Raw genomic sequence first — 22,471 nt, 5'->3', positions numbered from 1 at the left:
TTATAATGCACTACGGGTTACAGTCAATAAATGTATGAAGATGTACACCTCTGCAGCCGGAGGGGCTACTTTTGGATGGTTCTGTATATCTACCCAAACCTGTACTGATATAGATCTAGGTTCAAACTAATTTAAATACAGACTGGGTGGTTTGCTGAAAACTGCCCAGTCTATTTTAAAATATAAATTAAAGGAGAGCTATCTACAGTCATCTCTAAATATTAATTTCTTAAACAATCAATAGATATGAAAAATATAATCATAGCAATTGCATTAGTCTTTATAAGTATATCTACACATGCGCAGATCGCAATAGGAGGAAAACAAACAATTACCAATAACGCTGTATCTCTTGAATTTGATAATAATATAGAAAATCGTGGTTTAATTCTTCCTTATGTAGAAACTAAAACAGGAATTACAGAAACCGGCACCATCATCTATGATGTGACCGATCACAAGGTAAAATACCTGAAAGAAGGAACAACCTGGATCAACCTTAGTGAAGATGACACTACGGCAGCTACGGTAGGTGTTGCAGATATTTCTATACAAACAACGAAAGTAGAACAAACAAATACTAAAACTGCCATTGGAGCAAACGGAGCTACAGATACTACCGATGGCATTTTGGTGCTTACAGCTGCAGATAAGGCAATGATCCTCCCGAAAGTGGCAAGTCCGCATCTTGCTATCATCAATCCTGCTCCAGGAATAATGGTCTATGACACCACCAAAAGACAATTTGCTGTGTACAATGGAAAAGTATGGTCTTTTTGGATGCCTTAATAATTTTATAAACTGCAAAGACCGAATGTGTGCAGTGACAAAAATCAAAAATAATTTATGACTTTTAAATAGAATTAAGAAAGGGTTAATATTACCTCCAATCTGGGGTACAAAACGGCTGTTGATCATAGGGTCTGCAGTCGTTTTTGCTTGTGCTCCATTTTTCTTTAAATATTATATTTTCATATTCTTCAATCGTAGTTTTACTACAATTTTCCTCTTTTTTAATTTTTACCTCAAGAGTTTCGGCTTAAAATTCTAACTTTAATTTCTAAAATTGGCTTTGAAAAGGCCAAAAGTTTGAAGTGGTAGTTTTAATGGTGACGATTGGTTAATTATATTCCATGTAAGATTGCTAGTGAATTGCTGATTATAGTCATTGATCAGCAATCATTAATCAAGAAAAATGTTAATTCCTATGATGGCTGAAATAAGTTTGTCAAAACAAGAAATTCAAAGGCGACTAAATACGATAACAATAAGACCAGATGGTTTCAGTGGACGGAACTACGGAATCTCAATTAAATATTATTCTAAAGATGAAAAGCAAGTCTCCAAAAGAGTTGACTATGAAGCGGAGATGACCTTGAAAGTGAATAATGGAGTAGGGGAAATAAGTATTGATAAGAAAAATGTTTTTTTTAATCAGCATGAGCCAGACATGATGAGCGAAATAGTTTCTGATGCGATCTCCAAATCTATCTATCCAGTCAAGACATTTATCAATGAGAAAGGCATCTCCGGAAATGAAATATTGAATCATAAAGAAATTGTTGATCGATGGAATGATCAGAAAAGCAAACTGTCAGAAAAATATGAAAGTGAATACTTTAGTGATATTTTGAAAAGGATAGATGATAAAATTGAACAAAAAGCTGAGCTTGAAAAAGGACTGAGGCACGACTGGTTTTGGAATTTGTTTTTCCATCCGAAGTTTGTCAATTATGGCCCCACTAGAGAAAGGGAAATAGATTTGTATCTGTCAATTGTTCCCTATAAAGATCCCATAAAATTTGCTGGCATCCAGAGAATCGAAAAGATTCCAACGGCATACCATTCTTTTGTAGTTGATTTCAGAAGCGAAGAACTACTTGCGCCAAATTATTTTAATATAAAGAATAATATCAAAGATGGATTTCTGTTTATGAGTCTAAAGGTGACGTTTGATATGGATCTTTATCACCATTTCGCAATGAATACTAGAGCTTGCTTTGAAGTTTTTTCTAAGAATGAGCACGATAAAAAGGAGATTGTAGAACGGATTGATTTCACGATGTATCAGATCAATTCTGATGAGTATAGAAATAAAGTGTTGGATAATAAAAGTCCTTTCATATCAGGAGGCCTTGTGAAGCTTCCACCAAATAAATGGGGCTTCGATAATTTTGAAAATTTGGAAAATGATTGGTAATAGTCAATTATTTGTACCAAAGTGGTAAAAAATTTGCTTGTTAAATGCGATAAACATAACACTATGTCATTGAAAGAAAAAGTAGTCCAAGGTGCAACCTGTATCTGTGATTTTGGTAGCACACCAGATTTTTTGAAGGTCCTCACCCAATCCAAATTTTATATCAATGATAATCAAGGAGCCAAGAAGCTGGCGGCAACCAATAAAGATATCGGTCCTACTTTTGAAAAAAATACGTTTGGCTCTTGCAAAAAGATGAGCAATGCCCCTTGTAATGCAGTAGTTACAGAATGGAGTGCATTTTACGAAAAAGAAAAATATTCGCCACCGGATGGATATATTCTATTACAGGACAGCAAAGCAACTTGCCCAATTGGCGGAAAAGACTGCATCAAAATTTTAAAATCTGGGCAGATCGGTGTGCCTTCAAAAAAGAACTTCAGTACAGGTGATGAGGAACTGCAGTCGCAGGTAAATCCATTTGTAGATCTGAAAAATGACCGTTCGCCTAACGACAACAAGAGTATTTTATAAATATGGGAACAGCAGGAATTCAAAAAGCACTGATAAAAGATGCTCCTAATGTAAAAACATACGGATCAACCTCTCTGGTAGAATTAGACTCAAGCCAAAATTCTTTGACGGCCTTTATCGATGAAACATGTTTGGGAAGGAATACCACCAATCCCCAAAAGACAATGAGTGATGTAAAATGGCTCCTAATAAGACAACATGTTTGGCTCAATTATAAAAATCTCTATCCACAACTCAGAAATAGCGCATTTTTTGAGAAACTTCTTACAGAGCTTGAAGCTACAGACTATACCATTTTACAGGGAAACAATATTGTAATCAATAGAGGTCAAGTTCTCAAGAATAATAATGATGGTAATCTGGGCTCAATGCATATGCTGATGCCATATACCAATTTCCCGGAATACGAAATCGGAAATATTTTCCTAGTTGCCATAGATACGCCCAAGGTTTTATATGCCCAGTTCAAGTTTCCGGAAAATGGATACATTCCATTGGAGAATAAGGATAAAAAAGCAGCTTATGGCCAAACGGTGGATGTCGTGGTGTACACACATTTGCTGCCGGATTGGAGACGTGGTAACATGGAGTTCCAATTTGAGGTGGAGCTAGTTAACAAAGGCAATGTCGTTGCAAAATCTGGTGTCAAAGCTTTGAAAAGTGCCAATTTCGGTTACAACTGTAGCACAACTTTGAAGTTTTTTATTGACCCAGAGTGGCAGAAAGGCCACGCTGACAAAAATAAGGACGAAGAACATTTCCTAAGAATGAAAGGTCATGAGGCTTTTTCGACACCGGTATTCACTTCTCCAGACACACAATATATTTCGGGTGAGCATAATTCTGAAATAGATACACGAGACTGGATGAAGATGGTTCGCGGTAAGTGGGTCTATGACAGTTCTCACGTTCTATTGGTACCATTTGATACCTTCTCGGACATGATGTCAAAATTCGAGGTCCAGAAAAATGAGATGATCCAGTATATCGGGGATATAAGATATACCAAAAAAGAATTTGATCCTTGCGGCTATTCCAAAATTACGGTGAAGGATGAAGGTGATAAGGACCGTGATGCATTCGTGATCTTCGATGAGGATGATACTACAAATCCAATAGACAGAACTGCCCAAACATTCTCTATCATAGCAGGTGATGAGAGAAAGAATGTTTCCATCACGCTTGATAAACTTACTACCACAGATACTTTCTGTCAAGGCTTGTTGTTAGAAACCGGACAAAAGCATTACGAGAAAAAAAATGTTTTCCAAGTTGGTAAGGTTATTCCGGCAATGCGTAGCAAAGACGGCAACTATCCTATGGTCAAGGATTCAAGTCAGGAAGGAGATTACGATGTACAGGCAGACAACACACGCGGACCTTCAGGCGATGTATCACAACTTCAGCAATGGTCAGAAAATGTGGATTATAAGTTTGATAGTAACGAGAAAATGACCTTAATGCTAAGATATCTGTACAACAAATCTGTTGCAGATGGCAGTAGAGCACAAAATATTGCTTTGGACGCGTTTTGGGTCTTCAGATATATTTGGCCAAATGAATCCCAAGCGCAACTCTACTTTGTACCTGTCAGCACTTGCAGATATCCGAATCAAATAGTAAAAATAAAAGTATATCCCGATGTAGAATGGGAAGTCGCATTGTCTTATAATTACAGCAATCCACTAGCGTACAATCATGGGAATCTGACCACTTATAATGTTGAAGGTACACTAAAAAGATATCAAGGATTATCGCAACAGGAGTATAATCTTCAGACTCAACAGGCGACGTTGGGACAATTCAAATTAGGATTGTTCAACCCGAAAGTTAACGGTAATGATCTGATAAAGGCCGAATTCGAATTTGCTGAAAAAATTAGAAAGGTCTGCGCAGTCTTCCTTAAAATGAAGAAAATTGCAGACACGGTAACGTATGGAACTGAGGGTGGTGCTGATCTGCTAAGAGCCAAAAAATTTCCTTTTGATTTCGAAATAAAATCACCTTCTACCTGCATCATGATCACTTGGGGCAACAAGGTGGGGACTGCACCGGAAAATAAGCATAAAGTAGGCTTGGAAGGGAATCTTGATTGGTATGCAAGTCCACTCATAGGCGCAGATCTGACACTTAAAATCCATGAAATGGTGAAGTATATCCCACATCCTTTGGCAAAACTAATTGATGGGATAATTACTGGATTCAATAAATTAAATAGTGAAAATCTAGAAACAAAATTCGAAGTCAATTTGGTGTTTAGTGGAGAATTGAATGCCAATATCAATGCTTTTCAGATCAATATGGTCGACACTCGTGCTCAGCTTTCAAGCGAAAAAAATGAAAAGTCATACATCGAGGGTGTCTTCACCGTCAAATTGGAGGTTATCTTAGTAGGAAAAGGAAAGGTAACGATTCCGTATACGAGTTATGAATTTAATTTTGGAGCGAAAGCTGAAGCTTATCTGAAAGCTTATTGGGATGCCAAATTATTCTTGACCAATCAGAAAGATGGCTTATTTGGTCAGTTTTCGGGAGGTTTTTCGGGACTAAAAGGCAAGATTATTGTGGAGATCATTGCCGGTCCAATGACATTTACTGTTTATGATAAAGAAGACACTTGGTTTGAGCCAGACGATGCCAACCCAGAAAGCGATGTCAACAGTGACGAAGGCCAAAAACCACTCATGATCCCTCTAATTGAAGCAGCAAAATAAAAACATATGAAAAAACCATTTTATCATTTAGATTATACTTCCGGAGAATGTTCATTTAAAATATTCTTAAATGAGATCCTCGTCATTGATAATCTTGATGGTGTGAAAAGTCTAGCAGGCAATTTCCTTCTCAATTCTTATATCTACGGAGCAGGAAAACAAAATATCAGATTTGAAGTATATCCTAAAAAAGGACAATCTGAATTTAACGAAAATTGCTTTATAGAGATCTACCTTTACGGTGCTGACCAAAGTAAAGGTTTTGAAGACAAAATCGATATCATACCCAGACAGACGAAGATGCCTTCCAATCTGTTGAAGAATGATAGTGGTGTTTTGTTGCCTCCACCTGTATCATGGAATGTGCAGTTCGATGCAGACAATCCTTATTCAATCGATAAAAATTGGAGCAAAGGAAGAAAGATAGCTTCTATTCCTGAGTACGATAAAAAGGTCATCGCAACATTCACAGAAATTTATCAATTGGCAAAAGAAAGAAATGCGGTACAGTTGTATGAACTGATGAAAGAGAGTTTCAACAGGACCAATATTGCCTTGTTCGAAACGGAAAAAGGAAAGTCTGATACAGTAAAACTTTTTGAACAACTGATCAAGCACCAGCCGATTGGCGGAAATGTTTACCAACTTCAGGACCTAGATCTGGGAAAAGTAAGGGTTTATGGTGATGGGAGAGTCGCTGATGTTCTAAGACCGGATGGTAACACGATCCTATTTTTCAAAAAAGATAAGGATGAGCAAACTGGAGTTTCCATTGATATCAAATTATACAGTGATGAGAGGATGAATGATAATCAATTCAAAATTCTGTAAAAAGTGGACAGGAAAATTTTTCTTAAAACCATCTCGCCACTACTTTTGCTGCCAATCATTCCTGTCAATCTGTTGAGCAGTTGCACCTCTTCCAATAATAGTAAGGATTTAAGCGATGTCATCGGGAGAAAGAGTAAAGAAGTTTTCGCAATTGGCAATGACAAAGAAAGTGGTAATTCCCTTTACAATTTTATCGAGAAAAAAAATGAAAGTGCCAAGTTGCTGGATTTTGATGTAAAAGCAGATTCCATTTTTTATGTGATTCAAAACGGTGTTGTCCAAAGAGTTTCCCTTGTGGTCAGCAGCCATATTTTGGATGAATTTAGAACTCATCTCATTAGTTCCAAATGGGGTAAACTTCTGCAAACCATAAAAAATGATTGGGGAACGAGCGAGGAATTTGTTTCTAATGACGGCAATCTTATGGTTTCTCTCTGCAATAATAACTTGTCCGACGGCAATCAGATCATCATAGAATCAAAACAATTTAAAAGTTATTCGTGATTTTGCAGCAAAATTTTTTTAATTCGAAATCTTGCAGTTTTCTAGAATCGACTTCAACACATAAAAAAAAGAACAGACATTAATTGATCTGTTCTTTTTTATTAACTAAAAACGTAAATTTTCTTATTTCAAAAGCGCATTGAAAGTATCACCTTGTCGTATGTCGCCTGTATTATAACCTTTCATAAACCATTCTTCTCTTTGTGCAGAAGAACCGTGTGTGAAGCTTTCCTGATTCACGTAGCCTTGTCCTCTTTTCTGGATGTTATCATCGCCAACTGCTGCTGCTGCGCTCATAGCCTGTTGAATATCGCCAGGTTCTAAAATTTTCTCGCGATTATCCGTCTGCTTTGCCCATAATCCGGCATAGAAATCGGCTTGTAGTTCCGTTGCGACAGAAACTTTGTTCATCTCAGTTTCAGAATATTTTCCTCTTAATTCATTTACTTTTTGGGTTGTTCCTAAAAGGGTTTGAATGTGGTGTCCATACTCATGGCCTAGAACATAAGCGATTGTGAATTGTCCAACCTTAGCTCCAAAATTCTGCTGAAGCTCATTGAAGAAGCTCATATCCATGTAGATGGTTTGGTCTGCTGGGCAATAGAAAGGTCCCATTTCGGACTGTGCTGGTCCACAACCAGATTGTGTTGCTGTTTCAAATGCGACTACTTTTGCAGGTTTGAATTGAATGCCGTTTTCCTGAAAAATTTTGCTCCAGGTTTCTTCGTTTAAAGCAGTTGTCATACTTACAAATTCCCCAATATTGAGTTCTTCTTTTGATAGTTGTCTTTGTTCGGTCTGTTGTGATGAAGATGCGCCGTTGTTTAAAATAGCTGACGGATCTCCTCCAAGGAAGAAAACAATTGCCGCAATGATGATCGTTCCCAATCCACCGCCCACAAGCATTCCGCCACCGCCGCCTGAGCCACGTCTATCTTCAAAGTTTCCGCTTCTGTCGTTTGTCCATTTCATCTTTTTAAATTTTGTGTTTTAAAATTAGTATTTTCTTTTTGATATTAGGTGATTTTTTTTGGAACGGTCATTTTCAAATAGCCCTGATGGGAACGGCATCCTTTTTTTGTGGCTGGATTTTAGCTTGGGAAAAAAGATACAGTGGACAGCAGGAAATAGCTCCAAGAAATCTCTAACCAAAAAATCTAATTTGATTTGTTATTGAAGTCTATCATTTTTAATGCCGTAACTGCAGCTTCCACACCTTTGTTGCCAAGACTTCCACCGCTTCTTGCGATAGATTGTTCTTTGTTGTCGTCTGTCAAAACACAGAAAATTGCTGGTGTGTCGGTCAAAATATTACAATCCTTGATGCCTTGCGTGACTCCGGAACATACGAACTCAAAGTGAGGTGTTTCTCCACGGATGACATTTCCAATCGCAATCACCGCAGCAAATTTGCCTGAACGACAAAGTTTCATCGTCGCAAAACTCAACTCGAATGCGCCGGGAACGTAATAGATTTGAATGTTCTCTTCCTTGATTCCTTCTGCTTTCAAAGTGTCAAGCGCACCGTTTCGAAGGTTGTAAGTGATAAAGTCGTTCCACTCAGAAACAACAATGCCGATTGAATATTCATCGGCATTGGATATGTTGAGCGGTTTGTAATCTGAAAGATTTACAGTAGCCATATTTTTTTATATTTTAATAATATTTTGTCATTTCTATGAATGCATCGGATTGACCGTTGTCATAATCCTGATATTTCTCGTCGATAGCAGCGAAGTATTTTTTAGCATCTGCATTTTTCTTAAGTGCCAAAGCCAACATTCCTGCTTTCTTTGTGAAATAGTAAGACGTGTAAGCGTCGTCTGAAGCAGAAGAAGCTTTGTCAGCCATTGCTAAAGCATCATCGCTTTTGTTCAGGTTGGAAAGACAGTCTGCCATCGCACCATACTTAAGTGCAACCAAAACTTTGTTTCCAGAGCTGAAGTTGTCCAACAGATCGTAAGCTTTCTGATAGTTTCCTTTTTTGAACTCGATCAATCCAGCATTATAAGCTGCTAATTTACCAGCTTCAGTACTTCCGTATTGTTCGTAAGTTCCCAAGAATCCTGGGTTTGCAACAGATTTTCCACCAAGAGCCAAATCGTCTTTTCCTTCAGCCAAGTTTTTCTGAGCAGAAAGGTAGCTTTTTGTAGCTTCTTCGTTTTTTGGACCAAGAATGAACTGCTGATAACCGAACCAGCCTAAAACTGCAACGATCAAAATACCAAAACCAATGCTCAATACTTTGGCATTTTTTTCTAAAAAGCCTTCGATATTAAGTGCTTCTTTATCAAGGTCTTTAAAGAATTCTACCGTTTCTTTTCCTTCTTGTTCGTTTTTTTTGTTATGTAGATCTGCCATAATTTTTTAGTAAATGAAGTGCAAATTTAATGTTTTAGTTTTGATTTGCAAAAATTCTTTTTTTAGTATGAAAATTCTTTAATAATTGAGGATAGAATAGACTTCTGCCCCAAATTTTGATAATCTCTCTTCGCCGTTCAAATCTTTTAAATCAATCAAAAAACTGAATTGTGTCGGGATTGCCCCTTGCTTTGCAACTAATTTTGCAGCGGCCTCTGTTGTTCCGCCTGTTGCCAAAAGGTCATCGTGAATCAAAACGCGTTGACCTTCTTTAAGATGTCCAGTTTTCATTTCGATTTCGGCTGAGCCATATTCCAGGTCATATTTTTCACTGATGAATGGTGGTGGCAATTTTCCTGCTTTTCTAATGAGTACAAATGGAACATCCAAAGCGACAGCGATCGCAATTCCGAAAAGATAACCGCGGCTTTCTATTCCGCAAACGACGTCAATTTTTCCACGGCTGAACTCTGCAAGGTCCGCAATTACTTCTTCATACAATTTTGGTTGAAGAAAAATAGGACAGATATCTTTGAATTGGATTCCCGGAATTGGGAAGTCCGGAATGTTTTCTATGGTTTGTTCTAGTTTGTGGATGAGTTCTGCTGACGCCATTATTTATTTTAATTGTTGATTTTATAAGTGGTGATTTTCCAGGTGTTGTTGACGGCTTTTAAACCATAAGTGACATTAAGAGAAGATACCTTTCCGTTTTTGTCTGTTACGTCGTAGGTCACGTTCACATTCGCTGAATTGTCTTTGTTATAAGGAACTGCGATGTTTTTTACATTGATATTTTTCACAGAACCGAAACCTGAATTTGGATTTGAGAATTTGTCATAAGAACCCCAATTTGGATTGTCAGCAGCATCAAAAGCCGCTTTGAAATTCTGAGTTGACAAATTATTAAGGAATTTGCTAACCGTTGTTTTTGGGTCAGGATTTACCACTTTCGGTGTTGGAGCAGGCGGAACAACAGTTTCTCCGGTTTGCGGGTCAACTATTGGCGGTGGAGTTTGTAGAGAATCTGCAATCACCGGAGCTGGTGGTGTGTAAAGTGCCTGACCATTGACTGGAACGCCCATTTTTATCATCTGTAAAAGCTTTTTGGTCGTTTTTACAGATAGTTTGATATCGATTTTATCTTCAAAGATTTTTTCTCTTGGAAGTGATGAATATTTAATTGTGAAACCTCGGAAGGCTGGGTCTTGCATCAGGTTTTTAGAAGTAGAGATCTTAGTTCCGCCACTTGAGATTTCCATAATGGTTTCCAAAGCTGCGCCTTCAAAATCTACTTTTCTACCGTTGTTGTCAAGTAATTGAGGAATGATGATCAAGCCTTTTGAGCCTGTCAAACTGTCGCCTGCAATATTTCTAACTATCACGTTCAAAGCTGCTGCGTCTATGTCATTAGGGTCTTTTTCAGATGCCGTTACGTTGCCGAAGATATTCATTTCTCCAAGGCTTGGCGGCGCTGTACTGCTCCAAGTAATGCCGTTTTTCTGAGCGACTTCATCTGCCATTTTGAAAATGTCTGGTGTTTTTTTACCATTTAGAAGTTTTCCCAATGCCTCGATTTCTGCAATGTCGCCATCAGCTTCTACACCAAAGGTTTTTAGGATATATAAAGCTTCATTGAATTTTACCTGTTTCAAAGTCGGTAAGCTTGAAGCCATATCGTTGATACTTTCCTGAAAGCTCATCCGGTTGCTGCCATCCACTTTTGTTTTTTTACAGCTGACCGTGAAAATTAATAAACTTATTAATAGACAGTATTTTATGAATTTCATTTTAATTGTGATTTATTTTTAAAAGTAAGAAATTAGTTTGATTTTTCCGTACTTACATCAATTAATGTGCAAAATTAAATTTTAAATTCAGAATACTCAGATTTTTGAAAGAAAATTAAAAAAAGTAACTTTACGGAAAAATTAGATTTAATGCAGAACAAACTCAATATAGAGATTCATAGTTTTTCTTATAAAAAAGGTGGCATCCCAAAAGATAACACCGAAAACGGAGGAGGATTTGTCTTCGATTGCCGTGGAATTTTGAATCCGGGAAGAATAGAAGAATACAAAATACAAACAGGAAATGACATCGGTGTTCAGGAATTTTTGGAAACGAAAACTGAAATGCCTAATTTCTTAAAATCAATCCAATCTCTTATTTCAATCAGCATTGAAAATTATTTGGGTCGAAATTTTGAGCATCTGCAGATCAATTTTGGTTGCACTGGCGGACAACACCGTTCGGTTTATTCGGCGATTAAAACGGCAGAATTCATCAAAGAAAAATATCCTGAAGCGGAAGTTTCCGTACATCACGACGAACAATTACATCTTAATTTATCCACGATAAGCGATAATTAATAATTGATTATTTATCTCTCATTATTCAATCAGTTATCAATTATTATTTATCATTAATAAAAATATGAAAGCATTAATATTTGCTGCAGGAAAGGGAACCCGGCTGAAACCTTTTACTGATGAACATCCGAAAGCTTTGGCAAAAGTAAACGACGTTCCACTTCTCGAAAGAAACATCAAATACCTGCAAGGTTTTGGAATCAATGATTTTGTCATTAATATTCACCATTTCGGAGGACAGATTCTGGCTTTCCTGGCTGAGAACGACAACTTCGGTGCGAACATCGAAATCTCAAATGAGCACGAAGAACTTTTGGAAACTGGTGGCGGATTACTTTTCGCAAAGAGATTCCTTGAGAATGAGAAATCATTCCTTATAATGAATGTCGATATCCTGACAGACCTTAACATCACCAATTTTATCCGACTTCACGAGACCAAAGGTGCAATGATAACTTTGGCGGTTTCTGACAGAGACAGTTCCAGAAAACTGATGTTCAATGAAAAGATGTTTTTGAAAGGCTGGAGAAATCTTCAAACCAATAAAAAAACGGTCGTTGGCGGGATTTTCAAATTGAGAGAATTGGCGTTCAGTGGCGTTCATTGCGTGAATTCTGAGATTTTTGATAAATTCACAAGAACCGGAAAATTCTCTATTATGGATGAATATATGGAATTGATGAAAGAAGATATCATCGTTGGTTATCAGCACACTTCAAACTTAGTTGATGTTGGAAGACCGGAATCTATTGTTGAAGCAGAAAGAATTTTCAAATGATAGAACAGGACGACGATAAAAGATTGCAGGAAAGTCTACGCCAGAAGACCTGGGACGAAACGATAACCAAAGACAGCTGGATGGTTTTCCGCGTGATGTCCGAGTTTGTAGATGGTTACGAGAAAATGGCGAGGATTGGCCCTTGTGTTTCAATTTTTGGTTCGGCTAGGTTGAAGGAAGATAATTTCTATTACAAAATGGCGGTTGACATTGCAAAGAAAATTACGGAAATTGGTTTTGGAGTCATCACTGGAGGCGGACCAGGAATCATGGAAGCTGGAAACCGAGGTGCAAACGGTTTCGGAAAATCTATCGGCTTGAATATCGAATTGCCTTTCGAACAGCACTTTAATCCGTATGTCGACAAAGGTTATAATATCAATTTTGATTACTTTTTCGTTAGAAAAGTAATGTTCGTCAAATATTCTCAAGGTTTCGTGGTGATGCCTGGCGGTTTTGGAACTTTGGACGAATTGACGGAAGCTTTGACCTTAATTCAAACCAATAAAATAGGGAAGTTCCCAATCGTCTTGGTCGGAAGTGAGTTCTGGAGCGGTTTATTAGATTGGTTCAAATCGACTTTATTAAAGGAAGGTCTAATTGCCGAGAAAGACCTTGAACTATTTAGAGTTGTGGATACAGCGGAAGATGCAGTGGCGCATATCAAAGCGTTCTATGATAAATATTCGGTAAGTGTGAATTTCTAAGGTGTGGCATATAATTTGACCATAATCAATAGTAAAAGTTATTAAATATTAAATTAAAATGAAAAAATCAATACTCATATTATCTTTAGGAATCTTATTGGTGGGACTTTTTAGCTTTACAGCATTGGATTTCTTTTCATCAATGACCAAAGTGGATTACATCGATGGAACCAAAACTTTGAAGTTCACAACGAAGCTAAACACAGGTCACATCTCTCAGGCTATAAAAATCGACCCGGCAACTGCAGGCTTCGAAGCTGAGGTTAAGAAGTATGTGAACAATAACGTAGATGTTACCATCAACGGCGCTGCGAAACAATTGACTTTCACAGGAAGTCAGGTCAACGGCGAATCTGTTTGGGTTTATTATGAAGCGAGTGGCGTTTCCGATATTTCAAGTTTGAAAATCAAGAACAGTATTTTGATCGGACAGTTTCCAAAACAGGTCAATATTGTAAATATCACTTATAAAGGTGCTTTGAAAACACTCAACTTCCAAAAGGGAAAAGAAACAGCAGAAGTCACTTTCTAAAAATTAAAATCGGTCAAATGACCGATTTTTTTATGTTCTTTATTTAATTAATGACAATTCGTATGATCCGTATGAAAACCGTCTGTAGAGTGATTGACATGCAAAGATTCGGAATGTGGGGAAATGTAAGGAATTCCTAGCTCCAAGCCTCTTAAAACGAATAGTCCTCCTAAGATAATCATCATTACTGGAATCACTTTTAGGATTCTTACCCGGAAAGCTGTCGTGATGAAATTCCCTAAGTAAACAACGGCAAACATAAACGGAAAAGTTCCCAATCCGAAAAGGAACATAAAAAGTGAACTTTGCCAAATTCCACCAGCTGCCAAAGAAGCCGTCAAAGCCATATAGACCATTCCGCAAGGTAGAAGTCCGTTCAGAATTCCAGTTGCGAAACGAGATTTGTAATCGGGACGTTGTAGGATTTTCCCAAGTTTCATTTTGACCTTCAATAAACCTCTTGAAACAAATGGGATTTTAGCGGCGAAATCTTTTCCTCCGAAGGAAAAAATTGCCATAACTATTAGTAGAATTCCAACCAAAACGGTTAGATATTTTTGGAATCCAGCCAATTCAAAACTTTGACCGATGATGCCTAAAATTCCGCCGAGAATAGAGTAGGTGAGAATCCTTCCGAATTGATAGGTCAGATTCTGAAGGTAGAAATTAGCCTTCAGATTTTTCGTCAATCCCATAGAAAGAGCAATTGGTCCGCACATACCGATGCAATGGAATCCGGACGCGAATCCCAAACCAATCGCCGATATGATGAGTGCTAGTTCCATAAGATGTCATAATCCACCTGATAAGGTTTCTTATTCTCTGTCCATTTTAGTTTTAAAGTATAGGAACCGAGGGAAACAACTTTTTTTGGAATGACAAACTTGTGATTCTCCAGATTCAATTCTTTTTTGATATCGAGGTTAGAATCTTCCGTTCGGAACAAAATGAATTCTACCTTGTTGTTATCCACTTTTATAGATTGTGGGAAAGTGATTTCCATACCTTCTGCAGTGGCTTTGTAAGCTGGGACTTCTTTCAGCTGAGCTGCATTCTCTTTAGCATCTATAACGTCTTGGTATTTCAGTTCCTCTTCGTAATAATTATCGGAAATCATATCTGCATTTTGTTTCCCAATAGGAAAGACCAAAATCAGAAATAAGATGAAAAGGATAAAACATCCTAATGCAATCATCAATCCGTGTCCCCAATTTAGTTTCTTCATCTCTTTTTATTAAAATTGAAATTTGAATGGTCCTTCAAAATAAGTTTCGTATTCATCCAGAAGTTCACCATTCATGTCATAAACGCCTAGCTTCAGGTTTTGTTTTGAAAGCTTAATCTGGCTTTCCGGGAAACTCACATTGATAGTTCCTTTTATCATCGCATCTCTTTTCAGAACGATTTTGTTGGAAGTACTGGAAGAAATCTCCCCATTCTTCGGTTCTATAATTTTAATAATTACCGTTCTGTTGTCATTGGATTTATTCAGGAAGGTATAGCTGTAAGTATTGGTGATTTTTCCATCTCTTACAAAGAATGTGGATCCCGGAGGTTTTAGGAATTTAGCTTCCATATCGCCTCGGTTGTAAAGCAATCCACCTAAGAAAGCAATCAATGCTAGCAAGATGACAGAGTAGAGCTTCATCTTACCAGAGAATTTGAAATTCTCTTGTTCTTCGATTTCTTTTTCGGACGCATAGCGGATTAATCCTGGTGGAAGTCCAACTTTTACCATTACCTCGTCGCACGCATCGATACACGCTGTGCAATTCACACATTCCATTTGAAGTCCATCTCGGATGTCGATTCCTGTAGGACAAACGACAACGCATTGCTTACAGTCGATACAATCTCCTTTTCCTTCAGCTCTTCTGTCTTCGCCTTTTTTCCATTTCGAACGATTTTCGCCTCTTTTGTAATCGTAAAAAACGTTGATGGTTTCTTTGTCTATCAGCACGCCTTGAAGTCTTCCGTAAGGACAAACCATTGTACAAACTTGCTCTCTGAACCAAGCGAATACAAAATAAAATGCCGCTGTGAAAAGTATCATCACGAGGAAATTGGTCGGTTTCGCAAAAGGACCTTCTTTCATAATGCTGAAAACTTCCTCATAACCCACAATGTACATAAACATAATGTGTGTAATGATAACAGAAATCAAAATGAAAATGCTCCATTTCAGAGATCGTTTCCAGATTTTTTCCGTATCCCAGGCTTGATTATCCAGCCTCATCTGTTTGTTTCTGTCACCTTCTATGGCATATTCTATTTTACGGAATATCATTTCTAGGAAAATCGTTTGAGGACAAATCCATCCACAAAAAATTCTTCCAAAAACAACGGTGAAAATAATAATGAATATTAAAGTAACAATAGCGCCCAATGCCAGAATAATGAAATCCTGAGGATAAAAAGGCTGTCCAAAAATAAAGAATTGACGCTCTATAATGTTGAATAAAAGGAGCGGATTTCCGTGAAACTTGAGAAACGGAATGATGAAATAGATTGCTAGTAAAAGGACGCTTACCAAGACTCTGTAATTGGTGTACTTTCCTTTTGGCTTTCTTGGAAATACCCATTTTCTCTTCCCGGTATTATCCATTGTTCCCACAGAGTCTCTGAATGTTTCAGCTTCTACCACCCAACTTTCTGCTTCGTTGTATTTTTTTTCTGTAGTACTCATAATAATGTTTGGATAAAAAAAGAGATTGTCCTGAAAATGAACAACATTTATATTATTCAATTTCAAATACCATTCCTATTAGAACGATATCTTGTGACAATCTCTTTTATATGATTTTATTCAGCAGCTTTCTCCCAGTTCGGCTGTGTTCCCTGAGGAGCAGCACCACCTTGAGCCTGAGTGATAGGAGCTTTCTCCTGATTGATGTGATAAACGTAAGCCGCAACTTTTTCGATATCATTACCAGTAAGAACGCCATTTTTACCCCAAGCCTGCATTGTTGGATTGTTTGTACTACCATTTTCTACCATATAGAAAATAGTTTTGAACAAAGTTTTCTCCGGCTGGTTGATCCAGAAGTTGTCTGTCAAGTTAGGACCAATTCCTCCTTTTCCTTCTGCTGCGTGACAAGTTACACAGTTGGTTTCGAAAATTACTCTACCTTCTTCTACGTTGTCTTCAGAAAATTTTGCTGTTTCTATCGTCGCTTGAGGTACAGTTTTCATGTACTCTTCTACAGAAGCAATTTGCTCTTTATACTCTTGATCATATTCTTTGATTGGATTTGCGAAATCTGTCAAGAAATAAGAAGAGATATAAAGTACGCAATATGCAACACCAAAGTAGAACAATCCCAACCACCATTTTGGAAGCTGATTGTCTAGCTCCATAATGCCATCGAAACCATGGTCGATAAGGATGTCTTTTTCTTCTTTTTCAGATTGGCTTTTGAAAGCACCATTCCAAAGATATTGGAAGTAAGGGACTTTTTTCTCAGCCAGATATGTTGCTTTTTCTGTGTCTGTCAGTTTTTTGAATTTCTCATTTTCTATCAAATCTCCAATAGCAGTCTGGATGAATACCACAATGATACTAATCAACGCTGTTCCAATGAAGAATTTGGAAGTCAGGAAATCCGACGTTTGAGAAAACATGTAGAACACTACAAGTAATAATCCTAAAACGATTAAAATATTAATATAAGCAGGGGTTCTTCTTTTCATGATTAATTATTTTTTAATTACAAAGTCCATTTTTCGTCTTCATCTTTTTCCAAAGGTGCATTCTCTTCTTCGTTGTAATATTTTTTTGGTCTGTTTAGGACAACGTATATTACTGTAAGAAAGAATAAAATGAATATGATCATCGCAATGGTTTGAAGCAAACCTGCATTTTCCACATTGGAGACGATATCTTTGAAACTTTGCGGAATCATTTTATTTAAATTTAATTACTAGCTGTTTTTACTTCTGTTGTTTTAATATCTGTCCCTAGTCTTTGTAAGTAGGCTATCAACGCTGTGATTTCTCTCTTTTCAAGTGGCACAAATTCTTCACCAGATTTTGCCTTATTTGCTTTAGATTCTTCGAAAGATTTTTTGACATCATCTGCTTCTGCAAAAACATTTTTTACAATGGCACTAGCTTGATTGTTCATCCAAGAATCCATAGAATCAATCTGAGATTTCGTGTATGGAACGTCAAAAGTATTTTTCATAAGTTCCAGTTTTGCTTGAGTTTTGCTTCTGTCCAGCGTGTTTTCTATCAACCAAGGATATCTTGGCATGATGGAGCCTGCAGATGTCGATCTCGGGTTATACATATGTTTGAAGTGCCAAGAGTCTGGTCTAGCGCCTCCTTCTCTATGTAAATCTGGTCCCGTTCTTTTAGATCCCCAAAGGAATGGCCTGTCATAGATGAATTCACCAGCTTTGGAATATTGTCCATTTTTCCCGTTGAACCTTACAACTTCATCACGGAAAGGACGAACCATCTGCGAGTGACAAGCATTACAACCTTCTCTGATGTAAATGTCTCTACCTTCCAATTCTAGTGGAGAATATGGTTTCACTGCAGAGATTGTAGGAACGTTTTCTTTTACAAAGATGGTAGGAAGGATTTCTAAAGATCCACCAATTGCAACTGCAACGAAGGATAGAATTCCTAAGTATAATGGCGTTCTTTCTAACCACAAGTGGAAAGTTTCACCTTCTTTTCTTCCTTTATTGATTTTTGCCAATGCTGGTACTTCCGCGGGTACTTCTTTTTGGAAAGATCCTTTTCTAGCTGTTGCAACCAAGTTCACAACCATCAAAATAGCACCTGAGAAATATAATAATCCACCTACAAATCTAAGTTTGTAATGAGGAAGAATAGCTGTAACAGTATCCAACCAGTTTTTGTAAACCAAAGTTCCATCCGGATTGAATTCTTTCCACATCAAACCTTGTGTAAATCCAGCGATATACAATGGAACAGCATAGAAAATAATTCCGAAAGTTCCCAACCAGAAATGCCAGTTAGCCAATTTCACAGACCATAATTTTGTTCTCCAAAGTATTGGAACCAAGAAATAGATAACACCAAATGCCATAAATCCGTTCCATCCAAGTGCACCAAGGTGAACGTGACCAATTACCCAGTCGGTAAAGTGTCCTACTTTATTTACTGTTTTAGTCGCCAAAAGTGGTCCTTCAAACGTTGCCATACCATAACAAGTTACAGCGACAACAAAGAATTTTAGAACTGGATTTTCTCTTACCTTATCCCAAGCTCCTCTCAAAGTCAATAGACCGTTCAGCATTCCTCCCCAAGATGGAGCGATTAGCATAATAGAGAAACCTGTTCCTACAGCCTGTGCCCAAGCCGGAAGTGCAGTGTATTGCAAGTGGTGTGGCCCTGCCCAAATGTAGACAAAGATCAAAGACCAGAAGTGAATAATGGACAGTTTGTAGGAAAAAACCGGTCTGTCTGCAGCTTTCGGAACGAAATAATACATCAAACCTAAAACTGGAGTTGTTAAGAAGAAAGCTACCGCATTATGCCCATACCACCATTGTACCAAAGCATCTTTTACTCCGGAGTATGCAGAATAAGATTTCCAGCCAGTGAAAGATAATGGAACTTCTAAGTTGTTGAAAATATGTAGCATTGCAACGGCAACCCAAGTTCCTAAGTAGAACCAGATAGCCACATACAAATGTCTTACTCTTCTTGTTGCAATGGTTCCAAACATGTTGATACCAAATATTACCCAAACCACGGTGATCAAAATATCAATCGGCCACTCATGCTCTGCATATTCTTTAGAAGTATTGATTCCCATGAAGAATGTAATCACAACAGCAACGATCATCAATTGCCATCCCCAGAAATGAATCCAAGATAATGTGTCGCTCCACATTCTTGTTTTTAGCAACCTCTGCATAGAGTAATAAATTCCAGAGAACATAGAGTTTCCTACAAATGCGAAAATTACCGCACTCGTGTGAAGCATTCTAATACGTCCGAATCCGAAAGCACCTTGGGAATTGATAAGTCCCTGCATCCCATCGCTTTGCAATGTTTTGATGGTCGGGTCATCTGTTCCTAAGAAAAATTCTGGTAATTCAGGATAAAATAACAACAACGCGGCCGTAAGTCCTAATAAAAAACCTACAATACCGAAAACAACTGTCGCGATCAAAAATGCGCGAACAATACCGTTGTCATAACTAAACTTTTGTGTTTCCATATCTACAAATAGCAATTATTCTTTATCGTTTTTTTCTGGAGTTTCTGTCTCCTTTTCTGTCTTCACCTCGTCTTCGAACAAAATTCGAACGGCGGGTGACTCATCGTCCTCAAACTGTCCTTTTCTAGCACCAATAATAAAAATTACCAGGAAAATAACAGCTAAAGAAACGCTGCAGATAATCATCAAATAGAGGATCTCCATAACTGCGACAAATTTAAGGTAAAAACAGTCGTCAAATTTAGTGAAAATTACTGACTTTGGTCAGAATGGTAGAAATATGGATAATTTATAATGGTTCTAAATAAGCGATTCCTACATATTAAACTTAAAATATTTGGAACTTCGAAGCCAGGTTGAAAGTGTCGTGAATGTGACAACGGTTACAGAACTCAAAGGCATAAAGATCGCTGCAAAAAGTGGATGCATATGTCCGGAAACTGCAAAGCTGACTCCGATGACATTGTAACATAAACTAATTATGAATGTGATTTTTACAATCGTAATCGCATCTTTTGCAAGTGCTAGGAATTTATCCAGATCAGGGATTTTTTCACCATTCATGATTACGTCAGAAGATGGTGTGAAAGAATTGCTGTCATCCGAAATGGCGATCCCGACGTTGCTTTGTTTTAAGGCTCCAGCGTCATTCAATCCGTCGCCAAGCATTGCCACTTTCTGCCCTTTGTCCTGAAGTTCTTTGATAAAATCCAGTTTGTTTTCCGGATTTTGATTGAATTTCATTTCAGAAACATTCGGGATGAGTTTTTCTAAAATTGATTTTTCTGAAGGATTATCGCCGCTCAGAATATTGATCTTGTAATTTTTTAAATGGCCGAAAAGTGTAGAGAGATTGCTTCTGTATTCATTTTTGAAAGTGAATTTACCAATGAAGTTTTCATCTTTTTTAATGTAAACCGCAGTTTCTAGATCTTGGGATTTTTCACCTGTAAAACTCGCTGAACCAATTTTGTAGGTCGCACCACGAACTTTTCCCTGATAACCTTTTCCGGAAATCTCAATGAAATCTTCCACTTCAAAATAATCATCATTCACCTCGATGAAATTATAAAGTGATTTGGAAAGTGGATGATTTGAGTTTTTAAGTAAAGACTTGATGTTTTTTAGGTCAAAATCCTCAATCTCGGTTCCGAAATAATTGATATTTGATTTTTTACTTTCCGTAATTGTTCCGGTTTTATCAAAGACTAAAGTGTCGATTTTTGCCAATCTTTCAATCGTCAAAGTATCTTTAACGTAGAAATTATTTCGCCCCAAAATCCTCATTATGTGACCAAAAGTGAACGGCGCAGATAGAGCTAAAGCACAAGGACAAGCCACGATCAAAATAGCGGAAACGACTTGGAACATCTTTTCTGTATCAATTCTTGCCCAATAGATTCCAGCAAGAAGGGTGATTCCTAAAATGATGAATGTGAAGTATTTACTTATTGTATTCGTTAAAGTATCAAGTCCGGTTTCAAATTTTTTGAAGGCTTCCTTGTTCCAAAGTTGAGTTAGGTAACTTTGGTCAACGCTTTTGATGACTTCGAGCTCCAGAATTGAGCCTGTTTGTTTTCCGCCAGCAAAAATCTTGTCGCCAGGTTTCTTGGAAATATGAGCGGATTCTCCAGTGATAAAACTATTATCGATGTTTCCTTCGCCTTTGATCAAAATAGAATCTACAGGAATGATTTCCTGGTTTCTGACCATAATTCTGTCACCAACGGCCAATTCTGAAAGCAAGATATTTTTCTGTTTTCCATCAAAATCAACTTTCGTCACGGCGATTGGATAGAAGGATTTGTAATCTCTGTCGTAGGAAAGCGTGTTGTAGGTTCTTTTCTGGAACATTTTTCCCATCAACATAAAGAACAACAACCCACAAAGTGTATCGAAATAACCTGGGCCATAATCGGTTACGACTTCATAGATACTTCTACCATAAAGAACGAAAATTCCCAAAACGATTGGAACATCGATGTTGATGATCTTGTTTTTCAAACCATACCAAGCGGATTTGTAATAATCTGAAGCTGAGTAAAATACAACCGCAGTCGCTAGTAGGAATAAAATTACTCGGAAAAGATGTTTGTACGAATGGAACCAAACATCGTCACCTGAAACATATTCCGGGAAGCTGAAAAACATTCCGTTTCCGAAAGCAAAGCCAGCAATTGCTAATTTGATGAGAAGTGTTTTGTCTAATGTATCGACTTTTTTCTCAGCCGTTTCCAGATTGATAACCGGTTTGTAACCAAGATTCGTAAGGAATTTTGCCAGTTCGCTGAGTTTTAACTCGTCTTCTTTGAAAGAGATCTGAACTGTTTTTCTGGTGAAATTAACCTGAGAATATTTGATGCTCTTATTGATCGTGTGAAGACTTTCCAAAAGCCAAATACAAGAAGAACAATGGATCACAGGGATTTTGAAACTTACGAGCGTGGTTCCGCCTTCAGAAAAATCTACAATTTTTGAAGAGATTTCCGGCGTGTCAAGGTAATCGAATTGTGAATTATTTTCGTTGCTAGGTCGGATCCCAGAACGCTTGTTGATATTGTAAAAATTGTCAAGATTATGAACGTTCAGAATTTCATAAACCGATTGGCAACCGTTGCAGCAAAATAATTTTTCATCAAAAAGAATTTGTTCCTTATCGATTTTTTGCCCGCAGTGAAAACATAGTTCTGCCATTAAAAATTACTCAGATATTTGGATTGCAAAATTACAGCAAAAATA

At 37.4% G+C, this 22,471-nt stretch carries 23 protein-coding genes; 10 read left to right on the top strand and 13 right to left on the bottom strand.

Features of this window, described 5'->3' with window-relative positions:
- Window positions 1–246 precede the first annotated feature (246 nt).
- From AXA65_RS04035 to AXA65_RS04010, 6 genes are all read left to right on the top strand, one after another.
- Window positions 247–789, top strand: a complete 543-nt coding sequence (locus tag AXA65_RS04035) for a hypothetical protein (protein ID WP_063968831.1) — start codon at window positions 247–249, stop codon at window positions 787–789.
- 418 nt (window positions 790–1,207) lie between these two features.
- Window positions 1,208–2,200: a hypothetical protein gene (locus tag AXA65_RS04030; RefSeq protein ID WP_228391614.1), complete on the top strand. Its 993-nt coding sequence runs from the start codon at window positions 1,208–1,210 to the stop codon at window positions 2,198–2,200.
- A gap of 63 nt (window positions 2,201–2,263) precedes the next feature.
- Complete coding sequence (locus AXA65_RS04025) at window positions 2,264–2,734, top strand: DUF4280 domain-containing protein (RefSeq protein ID WP_063968830.1); 471 nt, start codon at window positions 2,264–2,266, stop codon at window positions 2,732–2,734.
- Window positions 2,735–2,736: 2 nt separating this feature from the next.
- Window positions 2,737–5,448 (top strand): hypothetical protein, encoded by a 2,712-nt coding sequence (locus tag AXA65_RS04020; RefSeq protein ID WP_063968829.1) that lies wholly within the window; start codon window positions 2,737–2,739, stop codon window positions 5,446–5,448.
- Between the two features lie 6 nt (window positions 5,449–5,454).
- Window positions 5,455–6,279, top strand: coding sequence for a hypothetical protein (locus tag AXA65_RS04015; protein ID WP_063968828.1), 825 nt, complete (start codon window positions 5,455–5,457; stop codon window positions 6,277–6,279).
- Between the two features lie 3 nt (window positions 6,280–6,282).
- A complete protein-coding gene (locus AXA65_RS04010) occupies window positions 6,283–6,783 on the top strand; it encodes a hypothetical protein (RefSeq protein ID WP_063968827.1) in 501 nt (166 codons plus the stop codon).
- 123 nt (window positions 6,784–6,906) lie between these two features.
- Here the strand turns inward: AXA65_RS04010 and AXA65_RS04005 are convergent, their stop codons facing one another.
- The 5 genes from AXA65_RS04005 to AXA65_RS03985 all read right to left on the bottom strand — a co-directional run bounded on the left by AXA65_RS04005 (window position 6,907) and on the right by AXA65_RS03985 (window position 10,934).
- Window positions 6,907–7,755: a neutral zinc metallopeptidase gene (locus tag AXA65_RS04005; protein ID WP_063968826.1), complete on the bottom strand. Its 849-nt coding sequence runs from the start codon at window positions 7,753–7,755 to the stop codon at window positions 6,907–6,909.
- A 185-nt stretch (window positions 7,756–7,940) separates the two neighbouring features.
- Entirely contained in the window at window positions 7,941–8,426 is a 486-nt protein-coding gene (gene ribH, locus AXA65_RS04000; RefSeq protein WP_063968825.1) for a 6,7-dimethyl-8-ribityllumazine synthase, read from the bottom strand.
- A gap of 13 nt (window positions 8,427–8,439) precedes the next feature.
- Window positions 8,440–9,144 carry a tetratricopeptide repeat protein gene (locus tag AXA65_RS03995; RefSeq protein ID WP_063968824.1) on the bottom strand — a complete coding sequence of 235 codons (705 nt, stop codon included), beginning with the start codon at window positions 9,142–9,144 and terminating at the stop codon, window positions 8,440–8,442.
- 78 nt (window positions 9,145–9,222) lie between these two features.
- Window positions 9,223–9,759, bottom strand: a complete 537-nt coding sequence (locus AXA65_RS03990; protein WP_063968823.1) for an adenine phosphoribosyltransferase — start codon at window positions 9,757–9,759, stop codon at window positions 9,223–9,225.
- 8 nt (window positions 9,760–9,767) lie between these two features.
- A complete protein-coding gene (locus tag AXA65_RS03985; protein WP_063968822.1) occupies window positions 9,768–10,934 on the bottom strand; it encodes a hypothetical protein in 1,167 nt (388 codons plus the stop codon).
- 150 nt (window positions 10,935–11,084) lie between these two features.
- On the opposite strand from AXA65_RS03985, the gene AXA65_RS03980 reads away from it, so the two are divergent.
- From AXA65_RS03980 to AXA65_RS03965, 4 genes are all read left to right on the top strand, one after another.
- On the top strand, window positions 11,085–11,516 hold the full coding sequence (locus AXA65_RS03980) for an RNase adapter RapZ (protein ID WP_063968821.1): 432 nt from the start codon (window positions 11,085–11,087) through the stop codon (window positions 11,514–11,516).
- A gap of 64 nt (window positions 11,517–11,580) precedes the next feature.
- Window positions 11,581–12,294 (top strand): NDP-sugar synthase, encoded by a 714-nt coding sequence (locus AXA65_RS03975; RefSeq protein ID WP_063968820.1) that lies wholly within the window; start codon window positions 11,581–11,583, stop codon window positions 12,292–12,294.
- Window positions 12,291–13,001 carry a TIGR00730 family Rossman fold protein gene (locus AXA65_RS03970; RefSeq protein WP_063968819.1) on the top strand — a complete coding sequence of 237 codons (711 nt, stop codon included), beginning with the start codon at window positions 12,291–12,293 and terminating at the stop codon, window positions 12,999–13,001. Before AXA65_RS03975 ends, AXA65_RS03970 begins: the two co-directional genes overlap by 4 nt.
- Before the next feature lie 58 nt (window positions 13,002–13,059).
- Complete coding sequence (locus AXA65_RS03965) at window positions 13,060–13,533, top strand: DUF6702 family protein (RefSeq protein ID WP_063968818.1); 474 nt, start codon at window positions 13,060–13,062, stop codon at window positions 13,531–13,533.
- 47 nt (window positions 13,534–13,580) lie between these two features.
- Here AXA65_RS03965 and AXA65_RS03960 read toward each other — a convergent pair whose 3' ends face one another.
- The 8 genes from AXA65_RS03960 to AXA65_RS03925 form a co-directional block, all read right to left on the bottom strand.
- Window positions 13,581–14,318: a sulfite exporter TauE/SafE family protein gene (locus AXA65_RS03960; RefSeq protein ID WP_063968817.1), complete on the bottom strand. Its 738-nt coding sequence runs from the start codon at window positions 14,316–14,318 to the stop codon at window positions 13,581–13,583.
- Window positions 14,309–14,758, bottom strand: a complete 450-nt coding sequence (locus AXA65_RS03955) for a FixH family protein (RefSeq protein WP_063968816.1) — start codon at window positions 14,756–14,758, stop codon at window positions 14,309–14,311. Before AXA65_RS03955 ends, AXA65_RS03960 begins: the two co-directional genes overlap by 10 nt.
- A 9-nt stretch (window positions 14,759–14,767) precedes the next feature.
- On the bottom strand, window positions 14,768–16,219 hold the full coding sequence (ccoG, locus tag AXA65_RS03950) for a cytochrome c oxidase accessory protein CcoG (RefSeq protein ID WP_063968815.1): 1,452 nt from the start codon (window positions 16,217–16,219) through the stop codon (window positions 14,768–14,770).
- A gap of 116 nt (window positions 16,220–16,335) precedes the next feature.
- The gene (locus AXA65_RS03945; protein ID WP_063968814.1) at window positions 16,336–17,223 is read right to left on the bottom strand and encodes a c-type cytochrome; all 888 of its coding nucleotides are present in this window, start codon (window positions 17,221–17,223) and stop codon (window positions 16,336–16,338) included.
- A 17-nt stretch (window positions 17,224–17,240) separates the two neighbouring features.
- On the bottom strand, window positions 17,241–17,435 hold the full coding sequence (locus AXA65_RS03940) for a hypothetical protein (protein ID WP_063968813.1): 195 nt from the start codon (window positions 17,433–17,435) through the stop codon (window positions 17,241–17,243).
- 11 nt (window positions 17,436–17,446) lie between these two features.
- The gene (ccoN, locus tag AXA65_RS03935) at window positions 17,447–19,732 is read right to left on the bottom strand and encodes a cytochrome-c oxidase, cbb3-type subunit I (RefSeq protein ID WP_063968812.1); all 2,286 of its coding nucleotides are present in this window, start codon (window positions 19,730–19,732) and stop codon (window positions 17,447–17,449) included.
- A 15-nt stretch (window positions 19,733–19,747) separates the two neighbouring features.
- A complete protein-coding gene (gene ccoS, locus AXA65_RS03930; RefSeq protein WP_063968811.1) occupies window positions 19,748–19,936 on the bottom strand; it encodes a cbb3-type cytochrome oxidase assembly protein CcoS in 189 nt (62 codons plus the stop codon).
- A 111-nt stretch (window positions 19,937–20,047) separates the two neighbouring features.
- Window positions 20,048–22,426: a heavy metal translocating P-type ATPase gene (locus AXA65_RS03925; protein WP_063968810.1), complete on the bottom strand. Its 2,379-nt coding sequence runs from the start codon at window positions 22,424–22,426 to the stop codon at window positions 20,048–20,050.
- Window positions 22,427–22,471: the final 45 nt, after the last annotated feature.

It is taken from the genome of Chryseobacterium sp. FP211-J200 (assembly GCF_001643375.1).
GTDB classification, from domain to species: Bacteria; Bacteroidota; Bacteroidia; order Flavobacteriales; family Weeksellaceae; genus Epilithonimonas; species Epilithonimonas ginsengisoli.
This window is presented reverse-complemented; position numbering and strand designations above follow the sequence as displayed.

Excerpts from the sequence above, each read along its gene's own strand:
- AXA65_RS04035 (WP_063968831.1), top strand. The coding sequence starts at position 247 with ATGAAAAATATAATCATAGCAATTGCATTAGTCTTTATAAGTATATCT.
- AXA65_RS04030 (WP_228391614.1), top strand. The coding sequence starts at position 1,208 with ATGATGGCTGAAATAAGTTTGTCAAAACAAGAAATTCAAAGGCGACTA.
- AXA65_RS04025 (WP_063968830.1), top strand. The coding sequence starts at position 2,264 with ATGTCATTGAAAGAAAAAGTAGTCCAAGGTGCAACCTGTATCTGTGAT.
- AXA65_RS04020 (WP_063968829.1), top strand. The coding sequence starts at position 2,737 with ATGGGAACAGCAGGAATTCAAAAAGCACTGATAAAAGATGCTCCTAAT.
- AXA65_RS04015 (WP_063968828.1), top strand. The coding sequence starts at position 5,455 with ATGAAAAAACCATTTTATCATTTAGATTATACTTCCGGAGAATGTTCA.
- AXA65_RS04005 (WP_063968826.1), bottom strand. The coding sequence starts at position 7,755 with ATGAAATGGACAAACGACAGAAGCGGAAACTTTGAAGATAGACGTGGC.
- ribH (WP_063968825.1), bottom strand. The coding sequence starts at position 8,426 with ATGGCTACTGTAAATCTTTCAGATTACAAACCGCTCAACATATCCAAT.
- AXA65_RS03995 (WP_063968824.1), bottom strand. The coding sequence starts at position 9,144 with ATGGCAGATCTACATAACAAAAAAAACGAACAAGAAGGAAAAGAAACG.
- AXA65_RS03990 (WP_063968823.1), bottom strand. The coding sequence starts at position 9,759 with ATGGCGTCAGCAGAACTCATCCACAAACTAGAACAAACCATAGAAAAC.
- AXA65_RS03985 (WP_063968822.1), bottom strand. The coding sequence starts at position 10,934 with ATGAAATTCATAAAATACTGTCTATTAATAAGTTTATTAATTTTCACG.
- AXA65_RS03980 (WP_063968821.1), top strand. The coding sequence starts at position 11,085 with ATGCAGAACAAACTCAATATAGAGATTCATAGTTTTTCTTATAAAAAA.
- AXA65_RS03975 (WP_063968820.1), top strand. The coding sequence starts at position 11,581 with ATGAAAGCATTAATATTTGCTGCAGGAAAGGGAACCCGGCTGAAACCT.
- AXA65_RS03970 (WP_063968819.1), top strand. The coding sequence starts at position 12,291 with ATGATAGAACAGGACGACGATAAAAGATTGCAGGAAAGTCTACGCCAG.
- AXA65_RS03965 (WP_063968818.1), top strand. The coding sequence starts at position 13,060 with ATGAAAAAATCAATACTCATATTATCTTTAGGAATCTTATTGGTGGGA.
- AXA65_RS03960 (WP_063968817.1), bottom strand. The coding sequence starts at position 14,318 with ATGGAACTAGCACTCATCATATCGGCGATTGGTTTGGGATTCGCGTCC.
- AXA65_RS03955 (WP_063968816.1), bottom strand. The coding sequence starts at position 14,758 with ATGAAGAAACTAAATTGGGGACACGGATTGATGATTGCATTAGGATGT.
- ccoG (WP_063968815.1), bottom strand. The coding sequence starts at position 16,219 with ATGAGTACTACAGAAAAAAAATACAACGAAGCAGAAAGTTGGGTGGTA.
- AXA65_RS03945 (WP_063968814.1), bottom strand. The coding sequence starts at position 17,223 with ATGAAAAGAAGAACCCCTGCTTATATTAATATTTTAATCGTTTTAGGA.
- AXA65_RS03940 (WP_063968813.1), bottom strand. The coding sequence starts at position 17,435 with ATGATTCCGCAAAGTTTCAAAGATATCGTCTCCAATGTGGAAAATGCA.
- ccoN (WP_063968812.1), bottom strand. The coding sequence starts at position 19,732 with ATGGAAACACAAAAGTTTAGTTATGACAACGGTATTGTTCGCGCATTT.
- ccoS (WP_063968811.1), bottom strand. The coding sequence starts at position 19,936 with ATGGAGATCCTCTATTTGATGATTATCTGCAGCGTTTCTTTAGCTGTT.
- AXA65_RS03925 (WP_063968810.1), bottom strand. The coding sequence starts at position 22,426 with ATGGCAGAACTATGTTTTCACTGCGGGCAAAAAATCGATAAGGAACAA.